Raw genomic sequence first — 24,808 nt, forward strand, 5'->3', positions numbered from 1 at the left:
TATGAGACGCGGGCGCCGGCGTGGAGGGCGATCGCGTCGTGGGCCGGCACGTCGGCGGCGAACCAGCCGCCACTGTCCACTGTGTACACCGGACCGGTGCAGGAGCCGCCCGCGAAGTCGCCGTGGATGACGTCGCAGTAACGGCCGGCCGGCAGGTTCGTGCGGTAGCTGCGCCCGGTGACGGCGAAGTCCTCGTCGTTGATGGTGAGATAGCCGGCGTTCCCGCGCCCGAACGCGATGTGCTGCCAACCGTTGTCGTACCAGTTGACGACGCCCGCGCCGCCGACCGCGTTGCGGAACGCCACCATGTTCGCGATCGCCTGCCAGCGGTGCTCGCAGCGCCAGCCGCCGCTGAAGCAGGTGCTGCCGAGCGTGCGCCCCGACGAGTCCGACGGCGGCCCCTGGTTGCGATCGGTGAACTCGTAGCTGGACATCACCGTGGGCGAGCCGTACGGCCAGGCGAGCATGAACGCGTTCGCCAGCGCGTAGAGGCCGTTGTCCCGGTACGTCAGTGTGCCCGGCGTGTCCCGCTGGGTGTCGTGGTTGTCGACGAAGACGTTCGCGACGCCGGTCGGCAGGTGGCCCCAGCCCTCGCCGAAGTTGACGAGATAGGCGAGGCGCTCACTGCGGAACACCCGGGCCAGGTCGCGACCGTAGCGGAACTCGTGCACGTCTCCGTTGCCGGTGTACTCGTTCGGCGTGACGGGTTCGCCGGCACCGAAGATGACCTCCTGCACGAGATACGCCGGACGCGACAGCCGCGCCCTGATCGCCGCGATGTCGGCGGCCGGCATGTGCTTGCTGGCATCCAGCCGGAACCCGTCGACACCCAGCGACAGCAGATCGTTGAGGTAGCCCGCGATGCGGTCCCGCACGTACGTCGCGCCGGTGTCGAGGTCCGCCAGGTTGGCCAGCTCGCAGTTCTGCACCTCGTAGCGGTCGTTGTAGTTGGCGATGTCGTCGTTGCCGTTGCGGCCGCAGTGGTGGAAGTCCTGCGTCTGGTACGTGCCCGGGTAGTCGTAGTGGCTCCAGGCGCTGCCCGCCCAACCGGGTCCGGACTTGTCGGTGTTGGCCATGTGGTTGATGACCGCGTCCACGATGACCTTTACGCCTGCGGCGTGACAGGCGTTGACCATCGATTGGAACTGCGCCCGCGTGCCCTTGCGCGACTCGATGCGGTAACTGACCGGTTGGTAGGCGACCCACCACTCGGCTCCGCGCACATGTTCCTGCGGCGGGGAGACCTGCACGTAGCCGTAGCCGCGCGGCCCCAGGAAAGTGGCGCACTCGGTGCCGACGGACGGCCAGTTCCACTCGAACAGGTTGGCGATGACGGTGCGCGGTCCGGCGGTCCCCGCCCCGGCCGGGACGACGGCGAACAGCGCGTAGGCGGCGACCAGCACGACGGCGGCGAAGAGGCGGCGCATGGCCCAGTATCGATACCGCCGGCGCTTGGTCACAAGTCAGCCGAGATGCTTGCCGTACCAGGTCACCAGCCTCGTGTAGGCGTCGGTGGCGGCCTGCGCGTTGTACCGCGCACCGGTGTCGTTGAAGAACGCGTGATCCGCCCCCGGCACCGTGACGATCTCGTGGGTCAGCCCCGCCTTGGTCAGGGCGGCCCGCGCGGTCTCGCGTGTGGCGTTCACCCGACTGTCCTTCTCGGCGTAGAACGCCAGCACGGCGGCGTTGCGCGACCCCGCGAAGTCCGGCGAGTCCGGGGTCGGTCCGTAGAACGGCGCCGCCGCCGCGAGGCGGGCCTCACCCGCCGCGAGGAACTGCCACACCATGCCGCCACCGAAGCAGAACCCGACCGCGCCGACCTTCCTACCGGGTGCGCGCTTCCCCAGTTCGTCCACAGTGGACCTCATGTCGTCCACGAACCGTCCGGGCGGCGCGGCATTGAGCGCCGCGGTCGCCTGCGCCGGGTCTGTGAACGTGGCCGTGCCGCCCTCGGCGGAGAGCAGGTCGACGGCGATCGCGGAGAAGCCGCTCGCGGCCAGGCGCCCGGCGACGGACCTGATGTGGTCGGTGAGGCCCCGGTTCTCGTGGATCACCAGCACCGCGCCCTTCGGGTCGGCCGCCGGCGCCCACGCGCCCATGAGCGTGCGGCCCTGCGCACCGGTGTACGTGATCGGCTGGGTGGCGACCGGCTGCGGGCCGGCGGGCGCGCTGCCCGACGGCGTGGCCGACGGGGCGGCCGGGGTGGGCGGCTCGCCGTCCGCGCTGTCGCACGCCGCGAGCATCGGCGCCGCCACGGCGGCCGCGACGCCGAGCAGGCCGAGCCGGCGCAGCGCCTCGCGGCGCGGGATGATGCCGTCCGCGTAATCCTCGACGACCTCTTCGGCGAGATACCGCTGGATGTGCATCGCCCACCTCCGCGGGTGCGAAACGTCCGTTTCGGCCATCGTTCCCCGGGGTGCGGCCGGCGGCAACTCGCTCGACCCGTGCGGCGGAAAGAGTCGTCAGTTCGGTACCCGGTCGTAGCGGACCAGGACGCAGGCGTCCGGGTCGGCGTCCCCGAAGCGGTACAGCCACGGGGCCTCGCGGGTGCCGGTGACGTAGAGCCACTTGAGGGTGGGCGGATCGGACTCGAAGTCGCCGCTGTCGGTTTTCGGCAACAGGGTCCAGGTGCCGGACTCCACGCCTGCCCCGCTCGAACGACTCCCGCCGGGCGACGGCCTCGCGCTGCCCTGCGGCCGGCCGGCGGCCGATCCTTCGGTGGCCGTCGGGGACGGGCGGGGCAGGCCGAAGCCGGGTCGGGACGGGCTCGCGACCGGGCTCCGGGCTGCCGACGGGCTCGCCCCTCCCGACCCACCCGAGGCGCCCGGCTCATAGATGAAGGTGCCGTCGGCGTTCAGGAGCAGGCGGGTGCCGGCCGGCGACTGCCACGTGCCCACCACGTCGCTGTCCACCAGCCCCTCGGGCCGGTACCCGCAGGCGCCGTCGGCCGGGTTGGCGCCCCAGATGTTCGCGCAGCCGAACGTCGCGACGACGACGGCCGTCGCCGCCAGGGTCCGCAGGACGCGCCGCGCGATCACGCACAGGATCCTGCCAACCCCTGGCAACGATCCCGCCGACGCTTTTTGCTGGCAGTGCCTTTCGCTGGCGGGCGAACGCGACGGTCGGCATCATGAGGCCGTGTCGCACGTGACCGTCAACCGCGCCCACTGGGACGCCCGCGCCGAGCACTACGCCCGGCAGGCCCGCGAGCAGTGGGCGCAGCCCGAGCCGACCTGGGGCATCTACGGCGTTCCGCAGGCCGAGGCGCCGATGCTGCCCGACGAGTTGGCCGGCCTGGACATCGTCGAACTGGGCTGCGGCACCGGCTACGTCTCCGCGTGGGCCGCCCGCGCCGGGGCCCGCCCGGTGGGCCTCGACAACTCCGGCCGCCAGTTGGCGACCGCGCGGCTCATGCAGGAGGAGTTCGGCCTGCGCTTCCCGCTCATCCACGCCGACGCCGAACGCCCACCGCTGCGCGACGCCGCGTTCGACCTGGTGATCAGCGAGTATGGCGCCTCGATCTGGTGCGACCCGTACAAGTGGGTGCCGCAGGCCGCCCGGCTGCTGCGCCCCGGTGGCCGGCTGAGTTTCCTGCGCAACTCCACGCTGCTCATGCTCTGCGTGCCCGAGACCGGAGCCGCGGGCGTTCGACTCCTGCGCCCGCAGCGCGGCCTCCACCGGCTCGCCTGGGAGCAGGAGACCGAGATCGAGTTCCACATGGGACACGGGGACTGGATCCGGCTGCTGCGCGCCAACGGCTTCGACGTCGAGGACCTGATCGAGGTGTACGCGCCGGAGCTCGCCGAGACCGACAACGACTTCGTCACGAGCGACTGGGCGCGGCAGTGGCCCGTCGAAGAGGTCTGGCTCGCCCGCAAACGCTGACCCGGGCCCGCGGGGCTTCGCCGCAGCCGCGTGCCTTGTCGCGCCCCGCACACCGCGTAACGCATCCTAGGAGGCTAGGCCACAAGCCCCGGCCGAGCGCACGAATGCCACGCGTGCCACCTAACCCACCCGGGCATTACGTGGCACGCGTAGCATTTCGCCAACGAGCCACACGCGAGCGCGTGAGCACGTGAGCCGCGTTGGCGCGCGTGGGCCCCAGAAGCGCGCGAGCCCCAGGGACGCCGAGCGATCGAGTGCGGTCCCGCTCAGGGCACGCGGGTCAGGATCTCCTGGCGGACCGTCGCGATCAACTCGCCCGCGGCGTTCGTCATGCGGCCCTCGCACAGCGCTCTCCCGTCGGCGGCCGTCGGGCTGGTCTGGTCGTAGCGCACCCACTCGTCCGCCCGGAACGCCCCGTGGAACCACACCGCGTGGTCGAGGCTCGCCGACTGCACCCCCGGGCTGGTCCCGGCGAGCCCGTGCCGGGCCAGCGCGGTCGACACCATCAGCAGGTCGCTGATGTACGTCACGGCGCAGGCGTGCGCGGCGGGGTGGTCCGGGAGGCGTTCGGCGGTGCGCAGCCAGAAGCGCTGCCCGTCCACGATGTCGCCGCGGCGGCCGGCGAGCAGGGTCGGCCGCGCCTCGAACCGGAACTCGAACGGCATCCGCTTCGCCAGGCCGTCGAGCCAGGCCGCCTCCTCCTCCGTCGACGGGGTCCAACCGGTGAGCGGCTGCGGCCCGGCAGGAGCAGCGGGGGAAACAGGAGCAGCCGGGCGGAACACCGCGTCGAGTGTGAGGATCGTGCGGCCCCGCTGCGCGGCGATGACGCGACAGAAGCCGGCGGAATGGCGTTCGACCGTGTAGTCGATGGGATCGGCGCTGCGCCCCTCGCGGACGAACCTGGCGTGCGCGGACGCCGGCGCCTGATCCGGCAGGTCGGCACCGGCGGCGGCGAGCGCCTGCGCGGCCACCTGGCCCCCGAAGACGCGGTTGGCCGCGCCGTCGGCGCCGTGCCCCCGGAACCGATCGGGCCCGACGGGGTCGACCCGCCAGGCGCTCACAGGCGCGGGGGTGGCAGCGGCAGCGGATGGGCGCCCTGCGGGCGCAGCCCGTCGAAGATGATCGCCAGGTAGCGGCGCCACAGGTCGGGCGCCGCGTCGGGCACGTAGCCGGTGACGTAGTTCGGCGCGCACATGAGCAGGAAGACGTCGGTGCCGGTGACGTCGTCGCGCAGGGCGCCGTGGTCGCGGGCCCGCGCGACGAGCGCGTCGACGGTCGCGGTCAGGCGCTGCTGCGCGGCGGCCACGCCCGCCACGCCGGTCCCGTGCAGGAACGTCAGGTCGCGCTGTTGGCGCTGGTCGGCCGCGATGCCGAGGAACTCCAGCAGGCCGGCGCCGGGGTCGTCGGCGCGCAGGAGGCGTTCACCCGCGGTGACGAGTCCGTCGATGCGGTCCAGCACGATCGCGGCGATCAGCTCGTCCTTCGTGGCGAAGTGCCGGAAGACGGTGCCCTTGGCGACCCCGGCCCGCCGGGCGATGTCGGCGACGGAGGCGTCGAGGCCGCGTTCGGCGAATTCGTCCGCGGCGGCGGCGAGCAGTTGGGCCCGGTTGCGCGCCGCATCCGCCCGCAAAGATCTCACGGGGGAACGATACCAAGTTGACCGCCCGGTCATTTTAGCCTTAACCTGACCGCCCGGTCATCTTAAGGAGCATTGATGCGCGCAGTCGTCGTCACCGCGTACGGACCCCCGGAGACGTTCACCGTGGGGGAGGTGCCCGTCCCGCGGCCCGGGCCCGGACAGTTGCTGATCCGGGTCGCCGCCGCCGCGATCAACCCCGCCGACCTCCTGCTGCCCGCCGGCGGCGGGACCCCGCTGGCGTTCCCGCACGTGCCCGGCAACGACTTCGCCGGCACCGTCGTCGAGGTGGGCACCGGGGTGGACTCCTACGCGCCCGGCGACGAGGTGTTCGGCGTGGCGATCCCCCGGGTGCTGCGCGCGATGGGTGGGAGCCGGCCGTCCGTCGGGACGGGTTCGCTCGCGGAGTACCTGGTCTGCGAGGCGGAGACGCCGATGGTCGCGCACCGGCCCGCCGGCGTCTCTCCGGCCGACGCGGCGGCGCTGGCGACCTCCGGGATGACCGCGTGCGCGGTGGCGGCGGTCGCGGCCGTGCGCCCCGGGGAGACGGCGCTCGTCGTCGGCGCCACCGGCGGGACGGGCACCGCGATCGTGCCGCTGCTGCGCCACGCCGGCGCGCGCGTCGTGGCGACCTCGACCCCTGCGGACCGCGCGGCGCTGCGCCGGCTCGGGGCCGACGGGACGGTCGGCTACGACGACTATCCCGACGGCGTGGACGTGGCGGTGAACGCCGTTCTGCCCGGCGACCGCCTCGAACGGCTGGCCGCCGCCGTGCGCCCCGGCGGGCGGCTGCTGACGATCACGTATCCGCCGCCGGTGTCGCAGTCGATCGGCGACGGCGTGGCGCTGCGGTTCGTGCTCGACTTCGACGGCGTGCACGGCGGCATGCGAGCCGTCGCCGAACTCGCCGCGAAGGGCGTGCTGCCGGCGACGATCGGCCGCCGGTACACGCTCGACGAGGCCCCGCGGGCGTGCGTGGACTTCGCGCGGGCGCACACGTTCGGCAAGCTGGTCGTGGAGGTTCTTTAGCCGGCGCTGCGGCGGCGTTCGGCGAGCTGGCGGTTGAGCACGTGGCGGCGGATGGCGCGCGCCGTCGGTTCGGTCAGCGCGTACACCACCACCAGCTCGTGGTCCCGGTCCCGGTCGAACTTCGTCGACAGCACCTCACCCGTGAGCGCCACCGTCTCCTCGTCCAGCCGCAGCGTCACGTCCACGCGGTCGTGCGGCTGGAACGGGTTGCGTTCGAGCCGGCAGCGCACGCTCCCCTCGCCCATGTCGACCGCCCGGCCGTCGATGCGCACGTCGTCGTCGCTCGCGAGGCACAGCCGCACCTGTTCGCCACCGCCGCCGCGCACGTACGCGCGCCGGTTGCGCCGCTCGGGTTCGCCGGTGATCCGTAGGACCCATTGGGCGAGGTGTGCGTCGAGCTTCTCCACGAACGCGGCGGGGGCGGCGAGGCGGGCGCCGTCGGCGAGCCACGCGAGTTCGAGCCCGCTGTCGGCCTCCGGCAGCTCGGCCAGCCCGAACGGCGCGGCGATGACGAACCGCCGGTCGGCCCGATCCTCGACGCGCGACGGGTGCGGCTGACCCTGGGCCCACGAGACGTCGATCAGGTCGCCGATGTCGGGCAGCGTGACGGAGGACACGCCGTCCCATCGGCGGCGGCGCCGGGCACCTGAGGGTTGATCCGACGAACGGCCGGGTTTCGTGCAGGTGTGCGGCGCACCGGAAGCACCCGACCTGCGGCTCCGCTTCCGCGGGTCGGCCGGGCGACAGTTCCGCGCCGCGATGCTGGGCGGCGTGGGCGGAGAACGGGAACGGGAGGCCGAGGTGCCCGCGGCCGCCCCGGAACGGCCGGCCGAGCGATCGGAACCGGAGACCGCGCCGGCCGCCGACCTCGCGCCGCTGCTCCGTCCGGCGGCCGGGGCGGAAGGGCTCCCGCTCTCGACGGAACAGGTGCTCGCGCTGCAGCGCGACGGCGGCAACCGCGCGGTGACGGCCTACCTGAGCGCGCTGGCGGACGTCGAGGCGAGCCGCGCGCCCACCCTCGCGGCGTTCGCCACCCTGCCGCCGAGCACCCCGATCGAGCGGCTCAGCTCCGCGCACTCCCTGCGGCACGCCTTCGACGGCCTCGACGAGGAGACCGCGGCCGCCCTGCGGGTGGCGCACGCCGCGCTGAACGACCCCGTCCGGCTCACCGACGAGGTGCTGCGGATCCGGGCACACGCGGCCGGCCTGGCCCTGCGGGGCGTCGCCGAACCGTTCCGGGCCGCGCTCGAGGTGCACGGCAAGGAGGGGCCGTCGACCGGGGTCGTCACGGTGGAACTGGACCTGGCGGACGTTCCTCAGGCGTATCTGGCCGGGCTCCTGGACCTGGCCGCCCGCCGCTCCGGTGGGCCCGTCGTCGTGCTGCCGGGCGACCTGAGCCTCGACAGCTTCGAGTTCCTCGACTTCGTCGGCGAGGGGCTGCCGTTCGTGGACGTCTCCGCGATCGTCACCACGGAGTCCTCGCACGGCGCCACGACACACCTGCTCCAGGACCTCGTCGTCGACGGCGCCCTGCGCGAGGCCGGCTGCGCGATGAACGTGTGGCAGCTGCGACAGCGGATGGTCGCGGCGCCCGGCGCCTACGACTGGGCGCGGTGGGACGAGGTGTTCGACGTCAACGGGGTGGCGGTGCTCAACAACCCCAACGCCCTCCAGAAGGTGCTGCGGATCGTTCTCCACGGCGATCCGGACGGGGTTCTCGCGACCGTCGACCCGACGCTGCGGGAGACGGCGGGGCCGGGTCAGTGACCGTCCACTGTGGACGGCTTCGGGAGCAGGAGGGCCGGCAGCACGGCGATCGCCAGCACCACGGCCGCGAACCTGAAGCTGCCCTCGAACGCCGGCACCAGCCGCTCCCCCGCCACCGTCAGCAGGTCGTCGGCCGACGGCGCGAGCAGTTGCAGCACGATGGCGCCGACCGCCGCACCGAGCGCGGAGCCGACCCGCACGACGACGGTCGCCAGCGCCGTGGCCGCCGGGATCGCCGCGCGGGACAGCCGCACGTACGCGGCCGCCATGAGCGACGGCGTGACGAGTCCGTGCCCGAGCCCGATCACGAAGATCATCCCCGCGATGACGCCGGGGCCGGTGCCGGCGCCGATCGTGGTGAGCGCGGCCGTTCCGGCGAGGACGACGAGCAGGCCGAGCACCGTGGGCACGCGGGCGCCGACCCGGTCGGTGAGCCGTCCGGCCACGAGCATGGTGATGATCGCCCCCGCCCCGAGCGGCGCGACGAGGAGTCCCGCCTCGAGCGTGTCGCCGCCCAGGACGATCTGGTCGAACAGCGGCAGCAGGATCACGATGCCGAACATGGCCACGCCGTAGAGGCAGAGCGCGGCGGCCGATGCCCCGAAGCCGCGGTCGGCGAAGAGGCGCACGTCCACCAGGGCGGCGTCCCGGCGGCGCAGGGCGTGCAGGACGAACCCGCCCAGCAGCAGCGTTCCCCCGAGAATGCCGAGCACCGCGCGGGTGTCGGGACGGCCGCTGTCGCCGGCGGCGGAGAGTCCGTAGACCAGGGCCGCGAGGCCCGGTGACAGCAGGAGCAGCCCACGGGTGTCCAGCGGCCGGCGCTCGCCGGGCCGGTCCGCGCCGCGCGGCAGCAGCACCAGGGCGAGCAGCAGCGCCATCCCGCACACCGGCACGTTGATCAGGAACATCCACCGCCAGCTCACGTGGTCGAGCAGCCAGCCGCCGAGGACCGGCCCGAGCACCGGGGCGAGCATGGCCGGCACCGACACCACGGCCATCGCCCGGCCGAGCCGCTTCGGTCCGGCGGCGCGGGCGAGCATGGCCTGGCCGACCGGCATGAGCAGCCCGCCGCCCACGCCCTGGACGATCCGGAACGCGATCAGGCTCGCCGGCGACCAGGCCAGCCCGCACAGCACGGAACCGGCGATGAACAGCACGAGCGAGGTGAGCCAGAGCGTCCGGCCGCCGAACCGGCCCGTCGCCCAGCCGGTGATCGGGATGGTCATCGACAGCGCCAGCGTGTAGCCGGTGACGACCCACTGGATGGTGCTGATCGGGGCGTCCATCTCGCGGCCGAGCACCTGCACCGCGACGTTGACGATCGTGGTGTCCAGCACGGTCATGATCGCGCCCAGCGCCACCACCAGGGACAGCCTGCGCAGCGCGCCCTCGGAGGCGAGGGGTTCGTACGCCGTATCGTTTTCCGTACGATGTATCGTCACGCCGTACACTGTAGCGCCAATCGGTACGCTGTAAACTCCCGCAGGTGGAGACGGTGTGGACGCGAGCGGAACGCAAGCAGCGCCCCACGCTCAGCCGGGAGCAGATCGTTCGCGCCGCCGTGGCCGTCGCCGACTCCGAGGGCCTCGACGCCGTGTCGATCCGCCGCATCGCCACCGAGCTGGGCGCCCGCGCGATGAGCCTCTACACGTACATCGAGCGCAAGGAGGACCTGTTCGACCTGATGATCGACGAGGTCGCCGCCGAGACCGTGCCCGAGGGTCCCCTGCCCGCGCAGTGGCGCGAGGCCACGATCGCCATCGCCCGCCTCGAACGGGAAGCCGCCCTGCGCCACCCGTGGCTGATCGGCGCCATCGCGCGGCGGTCACAGACCAGCACGCTAGGGCCCAACATGCTGCGCCACCTCGAACTGTCCCTCGCCGCGCTCGACCCGTTGCCGGCGACGCCCACCGAGAAGTGGCAGATCATCCGGGCCGTCAGCGACTACACCAGCGGGGCCGTCCTGCGCGAGTCCCGCGAACGGGCCGGCACCGCCGGCGGCCACGACGTCGCGCACCTGCGGGCGATGACGGACAGCGGCGCGTACCCGAGGCTCACGGCGCTGCTGGGGGTCGACCGCCGGGACTCGTTCGAGCAGGGCCTGCGCTGGCTCCTGAACGGCATCAGCCCCGAAGACGCGTCCTAGAAGTCGATCGCCGTCAGCCACTGCGCGTCGCGCTCCGGGCGGTAGCGCAGGTCGCCCGCCAGCGCCCGCACCACCGCCGGGAAGTGGGCACCGCCGTAGATCACGCCGATGTCGCGGGGCGCCGACCCCTCGTGCTCGTCGTGCAGCCGGATCAGCGTCGCCACCAGGGCGCGGTCGCGCCGGGTCACGAAGATGCGGGTGAGCGCCGCCGACCTCATGCGCGGCTCGTCCAGATCCGAGATGTCGAGCATCCGCGCGGCCAGCCAGTTCCGGCCGCCGACGGCCATCGAGACGAGCAGGCACGGCAGGAGCAGCACCACGTCGGCCCAGTCCCACCAGGTGAGCCGGTCGCGCCGGCGGTTCGCCGAGTTCGGGGCGTCCGGCCGGACGACCGGCACGCCGAGCGCCGCGAAGTCGATGTCCTGGTGCACCAGGGGACCGCCGCGCCGCTGTCCGCTCCAGCGCAGTGCCGTCACGAAGGCGAACCCGGTGGAGCTGGGAGAGTCGTCCCCCTCCGCGACGACCAGCCCGCACCGCGCGAGGCGCGCGGCGAGGCGTTCGTAGTAGTCGGGGCGTCCCACGTGGACGACCGGCATCAGCACGTAGCGCAACGAGCAGTGCTTGTGCCGGAGCACCGTCACGCTCGTGCGTACACCGAAGATGCTGACCTCGGCGAGCTGCATACCCCACTGTGCGGCGGGTTCCACAGTGGACGGTGGATCATCCGGTCGCTCTTGACGAAAGCCTTAACCGAGCCGGATCGACGACGGGTCGGTGGGCCGGCCGAGGTACCAGCCCTGCCCGAGATGGCAGCCCATCCGGCGCAGCGTGCGCGCCTGTTCGGGCGTCTCGATCCCCTCGGCCGTCACGGTCAGCCCGAGCGCGCGCCCCGTGGAGATCATCGCCTCCAGGACGGCGGCGCGGCGGCTGTCGAAGCCCTGCCCGCGCAGGAACGCCGCCGCCACCTTCAGCCCGCGCACCGGCAGGTCGGCCAGGTAGGCGAGGTTGGCGTAGCCGGTGCCGAAGTCGTCGATGACCAGCCGGATCCCCAGGTTGTCCAGCGCGCGCAGGGTGCCGACCGTCTCGTCGTCGGGCTCCAGGACCGCGCTCTCCGTGATCTCCAACTGGAGCAGCTCCGGCGGCAGCTCCACCCGGTCCAGCAGCGCGGCGACCTCGGCGACGAGGCCGGGCCTGCGGATCTGCCGCACGGCGAGGTTCACGCTGACGAGGGGGCCGTTCCACCGCTTGGCCTGTCGACACGACAGTTCCATCAGGCGAAGGCCGAGCGGCACGATCAGGCCGCTGTCCTCGGCCAGGCCGATGAACGACCCGGCCGGGAGTCGTCCGTGCACCGGATGCCGCCAGCGGGCGAGCGCCTCGACCCCGACGAGCCGGCGGCTGTTCAGGTCCACCAGCGGCTGGTACACCGGATAGAACTCGTCGCGCGCCAGGGCGCCCGGCATCGCGGCGGCGAGCTCGTAGCGGGCGACGTCGGCGGCGTTGCGGTCCGGGTCGAAGGCGGCCGGGCGGTCCCGGCCGTCGGCCTTCGCCCAGTGCAGGCTGATGTCGGCCGCGCGCAGGACGTCGCCGGCGTCGGTGCCGGAGGTGGGGCGTTCGACGACGCCGGCGCTCGCGGTCACCGTCAGCTCCCGGCCGTCGACCAGGATCGGGGCGGCGACCGTCGCGAGGACCCGGTCGGCCACCTTCAGGACGTCGTCCACACAAGTCGTCCGGGGAACGTGCACCGCGAACTCGTCGCCGCCCAGCCGCGCCACGAACAACTGCTCCCCGACGGCGCGCAGCCGCTGGGCGACGGCCGTGAGCACGGCGTTGCCCACCCCGTGCCCGAGACTGTCGTTGATCGCCTTGAACCGGTCGAGCCCCACGAAGCACACGCCGATCCGATCGTCGGCGTCGAACGCCTCGGCGACGTGCCGGGCGAAGAGGGTCCGGTTGGGCAGGCCGGTCAGCGGGTCGTGCAGCGCCGCGTGCAGCGAGCGGGCCTCGGACTCGTGGAGCGCACGCTCGGCGCGGATCCGGGCGACCAGGGCGGCGCGGCGCATGTTCTCCTGGGCGTCGAGGGTCTGGTCGAGCTGTGCCCGCGCACAACTGGAGGCGAGCACGTCGATCAGCCGCCCCAGCCGCCCGTCGGGATCGGTGCGGCCGAGGTCGCGCAGGAGGCGTTCGTGCACGAGGGCGACGGTGCGGCCGAGCGCCTCCGGAGCCGTGTAGCCGGCGTCGAAGAAGTCCGTGCCGACCTGGTGCACCGCCACCGCGTCGAACTCCTCGGCGGCCAGCACGGCGGCGAGGCGCCCGGTGAGCGCGCCCAGGAAGATCCGGCTCTCGGCGCGGGTCATCGACACGTACGAGGTGCCGGCGACCCGGTCCGCCCACGCGTGAGCGAACGCCGCGGCACCGGCCGGGCCGCTCACCCGAGGCGCCCCACGCCGACGTAGTTGCCCGAACGGCCCGGGTCCTCCGGCACGTCCTCCGGCGAGTCCGGCCGCCACAGCGGTGCCCACACCACGCCCGGGTCGACGAGTTCGAACCCGTCGAAGAAGCGCACCACGTCCTCCCTGGTGCGGGTGCTCATCGCGGTCGGCGTCTGCCGGGAGATGGCGGTCAGCTTCGCCACCTCCTCGGGACGGCTGTCGTGCGTGCCGTGCCCGATGACAATGTGGCTGCCCGGCGAGAGCTCGTCGCGCAGGTGCGCCACGATGCCGTACGGGTCGTCGGCGTCCGGAACGACGTGCAGCAGCGCGACCATCAGCAGGCCGATGGGGCGTTCGAAGTCGAGCAGGTCCGTCACGTCGGGGTGCTTGACGATGTCCGTCGGGTTGCGCACGTCCTCCTGGAGCACGTACGTGTGCGGGTTGCCGGCGAGGAAGTGCCGGCCGTGGCTCACGGCGACGGGGTCGATGTCGACGTAGACGACGCGCGCGTCGGGCGCGGCGCGCTGCGCGATCTCGTGCACGTTGCCCCGGGTCGGGATGCCCGAGCCGATGTCGAGGAACTGCCGCACACCCACGTCGACGAGATACTGCACGGCCCGCCGCAGGAACGCCCGGTTGGCCTGCGCCTGCAGGGCGAGGTCGGGCATGAACGACATCGCGGCCCGGATCATCTCGCGGTCGGCGGCGAAGTTGTGCGCGCCGCCGAGGAGGTAGTCGTACGCCCGGGCGGCGGTGGGCTTGTCGAGGTCGATGTCGTCCGGTGCCCAACTCGGCCGATCCATGCGCGAGCCTCCGCTTCGGACAGGTGAGCATCAATCGGGCCAACGCCCGGCGCGACCACCATATAGCGCTGCGCCGATGAAACAGTAGTCAGCCCAGCGTGATCCGCCTATTACACAACGCTTTTCGCGCTGGTCTAGACCGGCTGGAGCGCGACTGAAGATTCGTTGGAGCGGCCTCTCGGATTCTTTTCCCCGCAAGGAAGAACACCAGCGGGGAGGAAGTCATGACAGGTCTGTCCCGGCGCGTCGTGCTGGGTGGGCTCGGCGCCGCGGCGGTGGGTGGCGCGGTCGGGCTCGGCTCCGGCCGGCCCGCCTTCGCGGCCACCGTTCGCGGTATCGACTACTCGTACGGCCGGCCCCGGCCGAGCGTGATCGCCGACGCCGGGTACTCGTTCGTCTGCCGGTATCTGAGCCACAACTCCAGCAAGAACCTGAGCCGTTCCGAGGCCGACGCGCTGCGGGCCGAGGGGCTCGACATCGTGTGCAACTGGGAGAACACGCCGAGCGAGGCGCTCTCCGGCCACTCGCTCGGCGCCGCGAACGCCACCGAGGCGCACCGGCAGGCACTCGCCTGCGGGATGCCGGCGTCGCGACCCATCTACTTCAGCGTCGACTTCGACGCCCAGCCGGGTCAGCAGAGCGCGATCAACGCCTACTTCGACGGGATCGCCTCGGTGCTCGGCCGCGCCCGCACCGGCGCGTACGGCGGTTACGGCGTCATCGACCGGCTCTTCGACGCCGGGAAGATCAGCTGGGGCTGGCAGACGTACGCCTGGTCGGGCGGCAACTGGGACTCCCGCGCCCAACTGCGCCAGGTGCAGAACAACCTGACGCTCGACGGCGCGGCGATCGACCGGGACGAGGCGCGGGCCGCCGACTTCGGCCAGTGGAGCCGCCACGCGGTCAGCGGAACGGTGAGCGTGTACGGGTTCCTCGCCGACGGCCGGATGACGTACACCGCGATCGACGCCGACTCGGGGGACCGGACCCACGGCGCGGTCACCTCCTCGGCCACGCTCGGCTTCCTGCCGGTCGCGATGGCCACGCTCAACTTCAACACGATCCTGGTGACGAACGCCGAGGGCCACCTGTTCCGCGTCGACGTGCTCACCAACAACAACTCGCTGATCTTCGAGCCGCCGGTCAAGATCGGTGAGGGGTGGACGCACCACCATCTCGCCTACGACGGCTACGGCCACCTGTTCGGCATCGCGGGCGAGGACGGCCAACTGCGCCGCTACAACGTCACCACCGCCAAGCCGACGTCGATCGGCGGCAACACGTTCATCAAGGCGGGGTTCACCCTCAAGACGCTCACCGCCACGGGGCAGGACTGGATCCTCGGCACCACGAACGGCGGGCAGCTGATCTCCTACAAGATCAACGGCCCGAACGACACGCCCCGCTACGAACTGCGCTCCACGACCTGGCAGGTCTTCGACAGCCTGTTCAGCGCCGGCGGCGGCATCTACTTCGGGCACAAGCCCGAGGGCTCGCTGCACCGCTACGTCGACCGGGACCCGTTCGACGGCCGCAGCGACGACCTCGTCGGCGCCGGAACGGTCGACGACGCCGGCTGGACCCAGGTCCTGCTCTCCGCTCAGCCTCGCACGGTCGCCTGACCGCGCGTTCCCCCTCAGTTCCAACCCTCACGAAGGAAGGAATGACGATCATGAGAATCGTCGCACTGCGCCGTACCCTCGGCGCGGTACTCGGAGCGGCGGTCGCCGCCGGAACCCTGTTCGTGGCGCCGTCGGCGGCCTCGGCCGCACCGGAGACCCCGAGTTTCCCGTCCTCCATCGACGGCTACGCGCCGACCGACTCGCAGGACACCTGCTCCCCGACCCAGAAGCCCGGCGTCGTGGACTTCCGTTCGCTGCTCAACCGCACCTACGGCAGCCACACCGGTTACATCACCCGGGCCTGCGACTCCGGCGGCACGAGCGAGCACAAGGAGGGCCGGGCGCTCGACTACATGCTCAACTACAACAACGCGAACGACCGCGCCGACGCCACCGACGTGCTCAACTGGCTGCTCGCCACCGACTCGCACGGCAACAAGCACGCCATGGCCCGCCGCCTCGGCATCATGTACATCATCTGGAACCACCGGATCTGGTCCGCCGCCCGGCACGACGAGGGCTGGCGCTCCTACTCGGGCGACAACCCGCACACCGACCACATCCACTTCAGCTTCAGCTGGGCCGGTGCCCGCCGGCAGACCTCGTGGTGGACCCAGGCCGGTGCCAACCCCGATGGCCAGGCGAACATCTACGGCTTCCTCGAGGACGGCCGGATGACCTACACCGCCGTCGACGCCGCCACCGGTGACCGCACGCACGGCGCGATCGTCTCCAGCCGCACGCTCGGCTTCAAGCCGGTGGCGATGGCCACGCTCAACTTCAACACGGTCCTCGTCACCAACGAGGCCGGCCACCTGTTCCGGGTCGACGTCATCACCAACAGGAACAACCTGATCTACGACCCGCCGGTGAAGATCGGTGAGGGCTGGACCCACCGGCTGCTCGCGTTCGACGGCTACAACCACCTGTTCGGCATCGCGGGCGACGACGGCCAGCTGCGCCGCTACGACATCACCACCGCCAAGCCCAGCTCGATCGGCGGCAACACGTTCATCAAGGCCGGCTTCACGCTCAAGACGCTCACTGCCACCGGCAAGGAGTGGATCATGGGCACCACCAGCGGCGGCGCGCTGATCTCCTACCGGATCAACGGCCCCGGCGACACCCCCCGCTTCGAACTGCGCTCCTCGACCTGGCAGGTCTTCGACACCCTGATGAGCCCGGGCGGCGGCGTCTACTTCGGCCACAAGCCGGACGGTTCGATGTACCGCTACATCGACGACGAGCCCTACGACGGCAAGAGCGACGACCTCACCGGTGAGGGAACCGTCGACGAGGGCGGCTGGACCCAGGTCCTGCTCTCCGCTCAGCCCCGCACCGTCAGCTGAACCACCGTTCTCCCCCGTGCTGAGAGGGGCTCCCCGGTCGGGGAGCCCCTCTCAGCGCAGCGCGATGACATTTCCGGCGAGCCCGTCCAGGCCGTTCAGGGTCAGCTCGGTGCGGCTTCGCGGGAGGCCGACCTGCACCCAGCGGGCCATCAGCACCAGCCGCCCGTCGGTGGGCAGCACGTCGACGAAGCAGTGCGACTCGGACCAGAAGCGCTCGTCGCGCCAGTACGACTGCCCGCTGCCCGTGCCGACCGGCCCCGGAATGCCGTTCACCTCGGCCTCGATGGTCAGCTCCGACAGCCGCGGCGGCAGCGGGACCGGCCCCGGAGGGGCGTGGTACCCGTGCTGCCGGGCCGCCGCCTCGCCGTGCACGCCGGTGGCGCAGAGCACCACGGTGAACGCGAGCCCGCCCGGGTACCCGAACACGCACCGGATCCCGACCGCCACGCCGGTGGCCCGACCGAGCAGCGCGGGCCCGTGGACCACCGCGCCCAACTCGTCGTCGGGTGCCTCGCCCTGGTAGAGATGCCTTTTCACGGTGCCTCCTCAGTGGGACGTCGGGTCCGGGAAGAACGACAGGTCCTGCCAGTCCGAACGCTGGTGCGCCACGTAGGACGGGTACGACCCGTGCACGGTCCCGGCGCGGTGGTCGGCGCCCAGTGCGAGCAGCCGGCGCATGAGGTCGGGGTCGGCGCCGTTCATGACGGCGACGTACAGGGGTGTGCGCCCGATGCGGTCCCCGGCGTCCAGCGGGGCGCCCGCGTCGAGCAGCGCCGGGAGCGCGCGCCGCCAGTCGACCCACATCACCATGTGCGTGAGCGTCCAGCCGGCACCGTCGCGCATGCGCGGGTCGATGCTGCCGTCGGCGAGCCCGTCCAGCAGGAAGTCGGTGTCGCCGGCCAGCAGCCGGGTGCGGATCTCGCGGCGGCGCCGCTCCAGGGCGCGGGGCAGCCGCACGCCGCCCTCCGTCCACCCCTGCTCCGCGGCGAAACAGCCGCCGCTCGTGCCGCCGACGGCGCGCAGGATGCGCTCGCGTTCGCGTTCGGCCGCGGAGTGCTCGGGAAGGCTGAACGCGCCCGCGATCACGCCGGCCCGGTGCCACTGCCCGCCGCAGCGCACCCGCGTCAGGGATGCTCGCGCGGGCGGCGGCGGTGGCGGATCCGGCGACGCGTCCGTCCCGGGGAAGAGCGCCGCGCGCACCAGCGGGTGCAGGTCGCCCGGCCGCAGCGACCCGTCGGCGAGCAGCACCAGGTCGACCGGCACCGCGTCGACGGGCACCCTGACCGGCACCTCCCGGTACACGTCCGGCGCGGAGACCCGGGCCACGGTCGCCTCCTCGGTGAGCTCGAAGGCGACGTGCGCACCGACCACAGTGGACACTCGCGGGGTGCGGAAGGCCCGCCCGGCGTCGCGCACCTGCCGGATCAGGTCGACCGGGCAGCCCGGACCGACACCGTTGCGGTACAGCGACTCCGGGGCGGTGTACACGACCTTGATGCCGCAGGCCTGCCAGGCCCGGCCGTACTCGCCGGCGTAGAGCATGGCGTAGACGCGTTCGGTGTGTGCGGCGGGATCCTCGCCCCGCCCGCGCTCCGGCTCCGGCAGCGGCGTGCCGTCGGGCCGAAACAGCGGCATCCGGGTCGCGGAGCCGCCCCACGCGGTGCGCAGCTCGCCGGCGCGCCGCACGTCCCAGGTGTGGCACGGGGTCACGTACCAGCGGCGCTGCCGCAGTTCCTCGCGCGTCACCACGTCGAGGCGCAGCCGCTGCGGCCCCCTCGGCGACTTGGGCAGCCGGATCCGCAGCAGCGGCCCGGCGTCCCGATCGGTGGGCGGCGGCAGGACGACGTCAAGTCGCGGTTGCAGCGTGCGCAGGCCGCCGACGTGCCGGGGCAGGTGCCACCAGAGCAGGTCCGGGGCGAAGTGCCGCAGGTCGCCCTCGATCGCGTCGGCCGTCCCGGCGCCGTAGCGGTGCCGCACGTCGTCCAGGTCCACCGCCACGTCGATCCGGGTGGCCGCGCAGGCGCCGCGCCAGTCCCCCGCCTCCCGCAGCGCCGTCGCCCGGGCCACGGTCCTCCGGTCGAACGACTCCGCGCGCACCCGTCGCCACTGCGACGCATCGGCGCGCAACGCGGTGAGCACCCGGCACCCTCCACATAGGACAGTCAGGGGTAGGCCGACCGGATTCGAACCGGCGTCCTCCAGCTACGGAAGGTGGCGTGACGACCTCTGCACTACGGCCTACCGACAGCGGAGCATAGTGCCACCGGGTCAGCCGCGCAGGTACGCCAGGACGGCGCGCACCCGCCGGTGGTCCTCGGCGTTGCCGGCCGGCAGGTCGAGCTTCGTGAGGATGTTGTTGATGTGCTTCTCGACCACCTTCTCGGTGACGTCGAGCGTGCGCGCCAGGCCCGCGTTGGAGTGCCCCTCCGCCATGAGGCCGAGCACCTCGCGTTCGCGCGGGGTGAGCCGGGTCAGCGGGTCGGCGCGCCGGGCGAGCAGGTGCCGCACCACCTCGGGGTCGACGACGAAGCCGCCGGCGGCGACCCGTTCGACCGCCTCGACGAAGTCGCGCACCTCCAGCACGCGATCCTTGAGCAGGTAGCCGACGCCGCCGTCCCTTGTGGACTCCAGCAGCCGCGCCGCGTGCGCCGTGGCCACGTACTGGCTCAGCACCAGGACCGGCAGCCCCGGGTGGTCGCGGCGCAGCGCCAGCGCCGCCCGCATCCCCTCGTCGCTGTGCGTCGGCGGCATCCGCACGTCGGTCACGACCACGTCCGGTCGTTGCTCCTCCACCGCGCGCAGCAGGGCGTCCGCGTCCCCCACCGGCACGACCTCGTGGTGGAACCTGGCGAGCAGCGCCGCGAGCCCCTCGCGCAGCAGGACGGCGTCGTCGGCGAGCACGACGCGCAGGCTCACCACGGCAGCGTCACGGTCAGGACGGTCGGGCCGCCGGCCGGGCTGGACAGGCGCAGCGTGCCGCCGTGGGCCGCCACCCGGTCGGCGAGCCCGGTCAGTCCGGTGCCCTTCGCCGGGTCCGCGCCGCCCGTGCCGTCGTCGCGCACGCGCACCACGAGCGCGGGCCCGAGGCGGCGGGCCGTCACGGTCACCCGCTCCGCGGCGGCGTGCCGGACGTTGGCGAGCGCCTCGGCGACCACGAAGTAGGCCGCCGACTCCACTGTGGACGGTGGCCGCGCCGGCAGCACGACGTCGACCGTGGTCGGCACGCTCGCGCGGTCGGCCAGTTCGGCCACGGCCGCCGCGAGGCCCAGGTCGGTGAGCACCCGCGGATGGATGCCGCGCACCAGCTCGCGCAGCTCCGCGAGGGCCGCCTTCGCCTGCCCGGACGCCTTGCGCAGCAACGGTTTCGCGGCCGCCGGGTCGTCGTCCAGCTCCAGTTCGGCGGCGACGAGCGTGAGCCCCAGCTCCAGCAGGCGCTGCTGGGCGCCGTCGTGCAGGTCGCGTTCGATGCGGCGGCGTTCCGACTCGAACGCGTCGACCAGCCGCGAACGGGAGCGCGCCACCGCGTCGTCGGGCGGGGCGAGCAGCAGCCGGGCCAGTTCGGCGTGGGCGAGTGCGGCCAGCATGACGACGTACACGGCGAGAACGGCCACCACGACGACGGCCAGCAGCACGAGCACGCCGACGACGACCCCCGCCCACACGTCGACCGCGTCGCCCCCGCCCGCCGCGCGGGTGAACGTGCCGCCGCCGATCAGCAGCACCGGCCAGAACGCCACCGCCACGGCCGCCGCGTCGAGCAGCAGCAGCGCCGTGGCGTGCAGCACCAGGTAGGCGAACGCCCGCCAGGCGACCGGATCCGTGTACCGGTGCCGGACCCGCGGGGCGGCCGGTGGAGCGCAGCCCAGCAGGGCGAGCCGGTGGCGTTCGACCGAGATGAAGGGCGCGGCCAGGGCGGGGGCTCCGACGGACGTCAGCACGATCCACACCAGCGTCACCGCGCCGGACACCGCACCGGTGAGCACGTAGGCCAGCGCCCGCACCGGCCAGAGCGTCGACAACAGCGCCCTCGGCGGCAACCGAACGGCGTCCCGCAACCGCGTCATGGCCGACACCGTAGACGGTAGGGACAGCCCTACCACGCCGCTCGGGGGCCGCACTCCTGTGCCCGCGGGCCGGAACGGCGACGCTCGGCGGCATGGACATAGAAGTCAACGGGCTGCGCAAACGCTACGGCCGCACGATCGCCGTCGACGACCTCACGTGCACCGTGCGGGCCGGGCGGGTGACCGGTCTGGTCGGCCCGAACGGCGCCGGCAAGTCCACGACGCTGCGGATGTTCCTGGGGCTGACCCGCCCCGACGCCGGCACCGTCCACATCGGAGGAACGCCCTACGCGTCGCTGGCTCACCCCCTGCACACCGTCGGCGCGCTGCTCGACGGCGCGGCCGCGCATCCGGGCCGGCGCGCGCGGGATCACCTGCGGTGGCTGGCGCACGCCGGCCGCATCCCCCGGCACCGCGTCGACGAGGTCCTCGAACGGGTCGGCCTGACGGCGGTGGCGCGCCGCCGCGCGGGGACGTTCTCGCTCGGGATGGCGCAGCGGCTCGGCATCGCGGCCGCGCTGCTCGGCGACGCACCCGTGCTGCTGCTCGACGAACCGGTCAACGGCCTCGACCCCGAGGGGGTGCGCTGGATCCGCACCCTGTTGCGCGGCCTGGCCGCCGAGGGGCGCACGGTCCTCGTGTCGAGCCACCTGATGAGCGAACTGGCGGACACCGCCGACCATCTGCTCGTGCTCGGCCGGGGGCGCCTGCTCGCCGACACCGGCGTGCGGGAGCTGATCGCCGCCGCCGGCACCCGAACGCTCGAAGAGGCCTACTTCGCGCTGACGGCCGAGGCGGTGGAGTTCCGATGATCGCCGCTGAGTGGCTCAAGCTGCGGACGCTGCCCGGGGCGCTGTGGTGCCTGTTCGTCATGGCCGGGGCGCTGGTCGGGCTCGCGCTCGCCGTCTCCTCCGGGGCGCCGGCCGCACCGTCCTATGTGGACGAGTTCCGGTTCGTGCACCGGCCGCTCGCCGGCGACGGGACGCTCACGGCGCGGCTGCTCACCCAGGAGGCCACGCACCCGTGGGCGATGGCGGGCGTCATGGTCAAGGCCGGGCCCGTGGCGGGCGCCCCGTACGCGGCGCTCTTCGCCACGCCGGGGCACGGCACGCGGCTGCAGTCCGGGTTCCGGACCGATGTGGCGGGGCCCTCGGCGCGCTGGTTGCGCCTGACCCGCGCCGGCGCCACGGTCACCGCCGCCGTCTCCCGCGACGGCGGGTCCTGGCTGCCGGTCGGCTCGGCTCCGGTGCCGGAGGGGCCGCTTGCGGTGGGGCTGTTCGTGACGTCGCCGGGTGCGACCCGCGGCGTGCCGGTGCGCCCGGCGATGCTGCGCACCCGCCCGTCGACGGCCACCTTCGACACCGTCACGCTGACCGAGCCGGCACCGGGCGGTGCGGTGGGCGGACCGCCGGGTGCGGGCTGGCGGGCGACCGACGTCGGCGCGCGCCGGCCGTCCACTGTGGACGACGTGGCGGTCGACGGCATGGTGGCGGTGACCGGCTCGGGGGACATCCTCGGGCGGGCCGACGACGGCAGCCGCGTGGCGGTCGCCACCACCGGAACGATCCTGGCGATGCTGCCCGCCGTCGTCCTCGGCACGCTCGTCCTGTCGGCGGAGTACCGCGGCGGCACGGCGCTCGCCACGTTCGCGGCGTGCCCGCGCCGGGGTCGGGTGCTGGCGGCCAAGGCGTTGGTGGCCGGGTCGACCGTGTTCGGGACGGCCGCGGTCGCCTGTCTCGCCGCGCTGCTGCTCGCCCAGCCGCTGCTGCGCGGCCGCGGCTTCACCGCACCGGCCTACGCGGCCCCGCCGCTCGACGCCCTGCGGATGGTGCTCGGGACGGCCGCCGTGCTCGCCCTGCTCGCACTCATGGGGCTGGGGCTCGCAACGGCGCTGCGCCGGGGCGCGGCGGCGATCGGCCTCCTGGCGGCGGCGCTGTACGTGCCGGTGGTGCTGACGCCGCTGCTGCCGGCGGCGGTGGCCCGCTGGTGGCAGCGCTCGGGTCCGCTCGCCGGGCTCGCGGTGCAGCGCGTGCGCGAGACGGACGACGGGTTCCTGCTCCCCTGGCCCCGAACGCCCTGGCTCGGCCTCGCGATCCTGTGCGCGTGGGCGGCGGCGGCCCTGGTGGCGGGCTACGCGACGCTCCGCCGGCGGGACGCATGACCCCCGCCGCGCCGGGGCCTTTCCGCGCCGCGCCGGCCCCGCTCGCCGGCGCCTTCCGGGCCGAGTGGACGAAGCTGTGGACGCTGCGCTCCACCGCCGCCCTGCCCTTCGTCGCGGCGGCCGCGACGGTGGCCGTGTCGGCGTTCGTGTGCGCGGCGGCCGATCCCCGCACGGTCGCGTGTGCCGACGGCTGCGACCCGGCCCGGCTCGCGCTCTCCGGTGTCTACTGTGGACAGGCGGCGTTCGCGCTGCTGGGGGTGCTCGTGACGACCGGCGAGTACCGCACCGGCCTGATCACGTACACGCTGGCGGCCGTGCCGTGGCGGCCGGCGGCGTTCGGGGCGAAGGCGGCCGCGCTCCTGGCGGCGGTGCTGCCGGCCGCGCTGGTGGCGGTCGGCGGGGCGGTCACGCTCGGCCGGCCGCTGCTGGCGCACCACGGGTTCGCCGCCACGGGTGGCCGGGGAATCGGCGGGGCGCTGCTGCACCTGGTGCTCGTCGCGCTGCTCGGCCTGGGCGTGGCGGCGCTCCTGCGCGGGACGACCGCCGCGCTGACGGCCGTGCTGGCGCTGCTCTACCTGCCGCCCGTCGCGGCGCTCCTCCTCTCCGACGCCCGCTGGGCGGCGTGGGCCCCGTCCCCCACCGGACGGGGCCCGGCCGTCCTCGCGACGGTCACAACCGCCGCGCTCCTGCTCGGCGCGACGCGCTTCGCGCGGGGGGACCCGTCATGATCGGCACCTTTGGCACCCCGGTGTCTTCTCAGGTCACCCCGGTGCCAAACGTACCGATCATGGAAGATGGCGGCGTCGCGATCTACCCTGTGCGTCATGCCGCGCCGCCGCCGTGGGTTCCGCGCAGCCGCCGCCGTCCTCACCGCCCTGGTGACGTTCTCCACGCTGGCGTCGGTCTCGTCGTCCTCGGCCGCGCCCGAGCAGGGGCCGCCCGGCTCCGTCACGGTTCTGTCGTGGAACCTCTGCGCCGGCAACAACGCCGCCTGCCACTTCTACACGCACCGGGGCGCCCTGACCGGCACGGTGCGTGCGCGGATGCGGGCCAGCGGCGCGCAGGCGGCCATCTTCCAGGAGGTGTGCCGTTCGGTGGTCGGGCCGCTGGAGGAGGAACTCGAGCAGCACTACGGCCGAGGCTGGGACGTGCGCTTCGCCCCGATCAAGTTCAAGCGGGGCGACGATCCCGCCGCGGCGCCGGCCGTCCGCTGCGACCACGGCCGGGGTGACTACGGCATCGCGCTCGCCCTGCCGGAGGGCAGCACGCAGTGGAGCGTGCGCTACTTGCCGTCGCCGGAGGGCGAGGAGTGGCGGGTGGCGGCCTGCGCCACGGTTCCCGCGTGGCGGCTGCGGGTCTGCAACGCGCATCTGAGCTATGACGGCGACGATCCGACGTACGCGTTCCGCCGGCAGCAGCTGCCGGAGTATCTGGCCCACGTCGGCACCGAACGGGTCGTCTTCGGCGGCGACCTGAACCTGCGCCCCGACTCGCCGGAGATCGCCCCCGCGTACGGGTCGTTCGTGGAGTGCGCGCAGGCCGACCGGGCGGCGCCGCGCACGGGGCAGGGCACCCGCTACATGTCGGAACCGCCGGACGACGCCCGCACGGTGAAGATCGACTACCTCTTCACCGACGCGTCGGGCGGCCACGAGTGCGGCTCCCCCGAACGGGTCGTCACCGCCTCCGACCACCGTCCACTGTGGATGACGATGCGGCTGCCGTGAGCAGCGCGAACGCCCGCGGCGCGTAGGGCACTGCAAGTGGTGGGGAGTTGTACAGGTCAAAACCGCGCGATGACCTGCGTAACGCCCCACCACTTCGAGCGGCGGATCACCCCCGGACCCGGCAAGCGGAGCCGGAGCGGCGGGGCGCGCAGCCGCCCCGCCGTGGAGCGCAGCGGGCTCGGCGGGG

At 73.5% G+C, this 24,808-nt stretch carries 24 protein-coding genes and 1 tRNA gene; 10 read left to right on the forward strand and 15 right to left on the reverse strand.

Annotated features, from left to right (window positions below):
* The 3 genes from Val02_RS43990 to Val02_RS44000 all read right to left on the reverse strand — a co-directional run.
* Window positions 1-1,427 (reverse strand): alpha-amylase (locus Val02_RS43990; protein WP_203905329.1); only part of this gene is annotated, 1,427 nt, incomplete at its 3' end.
* Between the two features lie 36 nt (window positions 1,428-1,463).
* Window positions 1,464-2,366 carry a dienelactone hydrolase family protein gene (locus Val02_RS43995; protein WP_203905330.1) on the reverse strand — a complete coding sequence of 301 codons (903 nt, stop codon included), beginning with the start codon at window positions 2,364-2,366 and terminating at the stop codon, window positions 1,464-1,466.
* Between the two features lie 96 nt (window positions 2,367-2,462).
* Window positions 2,463-3,038 (reverse strand): hypothetical protein, encoded by a 576-nt coding sequence (locus Val02_RS44000; protein WP_203905331.1) that lies wholly within the window; start codon window positions 3,036-3,038, stop codon window positions 2,463-2,465.
* A 100-nt stretch (window positions 3,039-3,138) separates the two neighbouring features.
* On the opposite strand from Val02_RS44000, the gene Val02_RS44005 reads away from it, so the two are divergent.
* On the forward strand, window positions 3,139-3,885 hold the full coding sequence (locus tag Val02_RS44005) for a class I SAM-dependent methyltransferase (RefSeq protein WP_239153791.1): 747 nt from the start codon (window positions 3,139-3,141) through the stop codon (window positions 3,883-3,885).
* 266 nt (window positions 3,886-4,151) lie between these two features.
* On the opposite strand, the gene Val02_RS44010 is transcribed toward Val02_RS44005, so the two are convergent.
* Window positions 4,152-4,946 carry an acyl-CoA thioesterase domain-containing protein gene (locus tag Val02_RS44010; RefSeq protein WP_203905333.1) on the reverse strand — a complete coding sequence of 265 codons (795 nt, stop codon included), beginning with the start codon at window positions 4,944-4,946 and terminating at the stop codon, window positions 4,152-4,154.
* Window positions 4,943-5,524, reverse strand: coding sequence for a TetR/AcrR family transcriptional regulator (locus tag Val02_RS44015; RefSeq protein WP_239153792.1), 582 nt, complete (start codon window positions 5,522-5,524; stop codon window positions 4,943-4,945). Before Val02_RS44015 ends, Val02_RS44010 begins: the two co-directional genes overlap by 4 nt.
* Window positions 5,525-5,599: 75 nt before the next feature.
* On the opposite strand from Val02_RS44015, the gene Val02_RS44020 reads away from it, so the two are divergent.
* Window positions 5,600-6,550 carry an NADP-dependent oxidoreductase gene (locus Val02_RS44020; protein WP_203905335.1) on the forward strand — a complete coding sequence of 317 codons (951 nt, stop codon included), beginning with the start codon at window positions 5,600-5,602 and terminating at the stop codon, window positions 6,548-6,550.
* Here Val02_RS44020 and Val02_RS44025 read toward each other — a convergent pair.
* Window positions 6,547-7,167, reverse strand: coding sequence for a PilZ domain-containing protein (locus tag Val02_RS44025; protein WP_203905336.1), 621 nt, complete (start codon window positions 7,165-7,167; stop codon window positions 6,547-6,549). The two genes, Val02_RS44020 and Val02_RS44025, sit on opposite strands and share 4 nt — an antisense overlap.
* A 154-nt stretch (window positions 7,168-7,321) precedes the next feature.
* On the opposite strand from Val02_RS44025, the gene Val02_RS44030 reads away from it, so the two are divergent.
* The gene (locus Val02_RS44030) at window positions 7,322-8,317 is read left to right on the forward strand and encodes a hypothetical protein (RefSeq protein WP_203905337.1); all 996 of its coding nucleotides are present in this window, start codon (window positions 7,322-7,324) and stop codon (window positions 8,315-8,317) included.
* Here the strand turns inward: Val02_RS44030 and Val02_RS44035 are convergent.
* Window positions 8,311-9,759 (reverse strand): MDR family MFS transporter, encoded by a 1,449-nt coding sequence (locus Val02_RS44035; protein ID WP_203905338.1) that lies wholly within the window; start codon window positions 9,757-9,759, stop codon window positions 8,311-8,313. The genes Val02_RS44030 and Val02_RS44035 overlap by 7 nt on opposite strands.
* Window positions 9,760-9,803: 44 nt before the next feature.
* Between Val02_RS44035 and Val02_RS44040 the strand changes: the two genes are divergently transcribed.
* Window positions 9,804-10,463 carry a TetR/AcrR family transcriptional regulator gene (locus tag Val02_RS44040; RefSeq protein ID WP_203905339.1) on the forward strand — a complete coding sequence of 220 codons (660 nt, stop codon included), beginning with the start codon at window positions 9,804-9,806 and terminating at the stop codon, window positions 10,461-10,463.
* On the opposite strand, the gene Val02_RS44045 is transcribed toward Val02_RS44040, so the two are convergent.
* From Val02_RS44045 to Val02_RS44055, 3 genes are read right to left on the reverse strand one after another with little or no spacing between them, the layout of a single operon-like run.
* Window positions 10,460-11,170, reverse strand: a complete 711-nt coding sequence (locus Val02_RS44045; protein ID WP_203905340.1) for a hypothetical protein — start codon at window positions 11,168-11,170, stop codon at window positions 10,460-10,462. The two genes, Val02_RS44040 and Val02_RS44045, sit on opposite strands and share 4 nt — an antisense overlap.
* Window positions 11,171-11,209: 39 nt before the next feature.
* Window positions 11,210-12,895 carry a putative bifunctional diguanylate cyclase/phosphodiesterase gene (locus Val02_RS44050; protein ID WP_308440055.1) on the reverse strand — a complete coding sequence of 562 codons (1,686 nt, stop codon included), beginning with the start codon at window positions 12,893-12,895 and terminating at the stop codon, window positions 11,210-11,212.
* Entirely contained in the window at window positions 12,892-13,698 is an 807-nt protein-coding gene (locus Val02_RS44055; RefSeq protein ID WP_203905341.1) for an SAM-dependent methyltransferase, read from the reverse strand. Before Val02_RS44055 ends, Val02_RS44050 begins: the two co-directional genes overlap by 4 nt.
* Before the next feature lie 224 nt (window positions 13,699-13,922).
* On the opposite strand from Val02_RS44055, the gene Val02_RS44060 reads away from it, so the two are divergent.
* Both Val02_RS44060 and Val02_RS44065 read left to right on the forward strand, forming a co-directional pair.
* Complete coding sequence (locus Val02_RS44060) at window positions 13,923-15,320, forward strand: glycoside hydrolase domain-containing protein (protein ID WP_203905342.1); 1,398 nt, start codon at window positions 13,923-13,925, stop codon at window positions 15,318-15,320.
* A gap of 50 nt (window positions 15,321-15,370) precedes the next feature.
* The gene (locus Val02_RS44065; RefSeq protein WP_239153793.1) at window positions 15,371-16,669 is read left to right on the forward strand and encodes a VldE C-terminal domain-containing protein; all 1,299 of its coding nucleotides are present in this window, start codon (window positions 15,371-15,373) and stop codon (window positions 16,667-16,669) included.
* A 51-nt stretch (window positions 16,670-16,720) separates the two neighbouring features.
* Here the strand turns inward: Val02_RS44065 and Val02_RS44070 are convergent, their stop codons facing one another.
* The 5 genes from Val02_RS44070 to Val02_RS44090 form a co-directional block, all read right to left on the reverse strand.
* Entirely contained in the window at window positions 16,721-17,206 is a 486-nt protein-coding gene (locus Val02_RS44070; protein WP_203905343.1) for a hypothetical protein, read from the reverse strand.
* Window positions 17,207-17,215: 9 nt separating this feature from the next.
* Window positions 17,216-18,808, reverse strand: coding sequence for an ankyrin repeat domain-containing protein (locus Val02_RS44075; protein WP_203905344.1), 1,593 nt, complete (start codon window positions 18,806-18,808; stop codon window positions 17,216-17,218).
* Between the two features lie 29 nt (window positions 18,809-18,837).
* Window positions 18,838-18,910: transfer RNA gene (locus Val02_RS44080), tRNA-Arg, on the reverse strand.
* A gap of 27 nt (window positions 18,911-18,937) precedes the next feature.
* Entirely contained in the window at window positions 18,938-19,579 is a 642-nt protein-coding gene (locus tag Val02_RS44085; protein WP_203905352.1) for a response regulator transcription factor, read from the reverse strand.
* Between the two features lie 2 nt (window positions 19,580-19,581).
* On the reverse strand, window positions 19,582-20,733 hold the full coding sequence (locus Val02_RS44090) for a sensor histidine kinase (RefSeq protein WP_203905345.1): 1,152 nt from the start codon (window positions 20,731-20,733) through the stop codon (window positions 19,582-19,584).
* Window positions 20,734-20,825: 92 nt separating this feature from the next.
* Between Val02_RS44090 and Val02_RS44095 the strand changes: the two genes are divergently transcribed.
* From Val02_RS44095 to Val02_RS44110, 4 genes are all read left to right on the forward strand, one after another.
* The gene (locus Val02_RS44095; protein WP_203905346.1) at window positions 20,826-21,545 is read left to right on the forward strand and encodes an ABC transporter ATP-binding protein; all 720 of its coding nucleotides are present in this window, start codon (window positions 20,826-20,828) and stop codon (window positions 21,543-21,545) included.
* Window positions 21,542-22,894: a DUF1349 domain-containing protein gene (locus tag Val02_RS44100; protein WP_203905347.1), complete on the forward strand. Its 1,353-nt coding sequence runs from the start codon at window positions 21,542-21,544 to the stop codon at window positions 22,892-22,894. Before Val02_RS44095 ends, Val02_RS44100 begins: the two co-directional genes overlap by 4 nt.
* A complete protein-coding gene (locus Val02_RS44105) occupies window positions 22,891-23,622 on the forward strand; it encodes an ABC transporter permease (protein WP_203905348.1) in 732 nt (243 codons plus the stop codon). The genes Val02_RS44100 and Val02_RS44105 overlap by 4 nt, the downstream gene beginning before the upstream one ends.
* A 96-nt stretch (window positions 23,623-23,718) precedes the next feature.
* Window positions 23,719-24,621, forward strand: coding sequence for an endonuclease/exonuclease/phosphatase family protein (locus Val02_RS44110; protein ID WP_203905349.1), 903 nt, complete (start codon window positions 23,719-23,721; stop codon window positions 24,619-24,621).
* Window positions 24,622-24,808: the final 187 nt, after the last annotated feature.

Origin of the sequence: Virgisporangium aliadipatigenens (assembly GCF_016863615.1) — a bacterium.
Taxonomy (GTDB): Bacteria; Actinomycetota; Actinomycetes; order Mycobacteriales; family Micromonosporaceae; genus Virgisporangium; species Virgisporangium aliadipatigenens.

Bases quoted from the DNA above. Each gene is read 5' to 3' on its own strand.
- Val02_RS43995 (WP_203905330.1), bottom strand. From the start codon at position 2,366: ATGCACATCCAGCGGTATCTCGCCGAAGAGGTCGTCGAGGATTACGCG.
- Val02_RS44020 (WP_203905335.1), top strand. From the start codon at position 5,600: ATGCGCGCAGTCGTCGTCACCGCGTACGGACCCCCGGAGACGTTCACC.
- Val02_RS44055 (WP_203905341.1), bottom strand. From the start codon at position 13,698: ATGGATCGGCCGAGTTGGGCACCGGACGACATCGACCTCGACAAGCCC.
- Val02_RS44060 (WP_203905342.1), top strand. From the start codon at position 13,923: ATGACAGGTCTGTCCCGGCGCGTCGTGCTGGGTGGGCTCGGCGCCGCG.
- Val02_RS44065 (WP_239153793.1), top strand. From the start codon at position 15,371: ATGAGAATCGTCGCACTGCGCCGTACCCTCGGCGCGGTACTCGGAGCG.
- Val02_RS44090 (WP_203905345.1), bottom strand. From the start codon at position 20,733: ATGACGCGGTTGCGGGACGCCGTTCGGTTGCCGCCGAGGGCGCTGTTG.
- Val02_RS44095 (WP_203905346.1), top strand. From the start codon at position 20,826: ATGGACATAGAAGTCAACGGGCTGCGCAAACGCTACGGCCGCACGATC.
- Val02_RS44100 (WP_203905347.1), top strand. From the start codon at position 21,542: ATGATCGCCGCTGAGTGGCTCAAGCTGCGGACGCTGCCCGGGGCGCTG.
- Val02_RS44105 (WP_203905348.1), top strand. From the start codon at position 22,891: ATGACCCCCGCCGCGCCGGGGCCTTTCCGCGCCGCGCCGGCCCCGCTC.
- Val02_RS44110 (WP_203905349.1), top strand. From the start codon at position 23,719: ATGCCGCGCCGCCGCCGTGGGTTCCGCGCAGCCGCCGCCGTCCTCACC.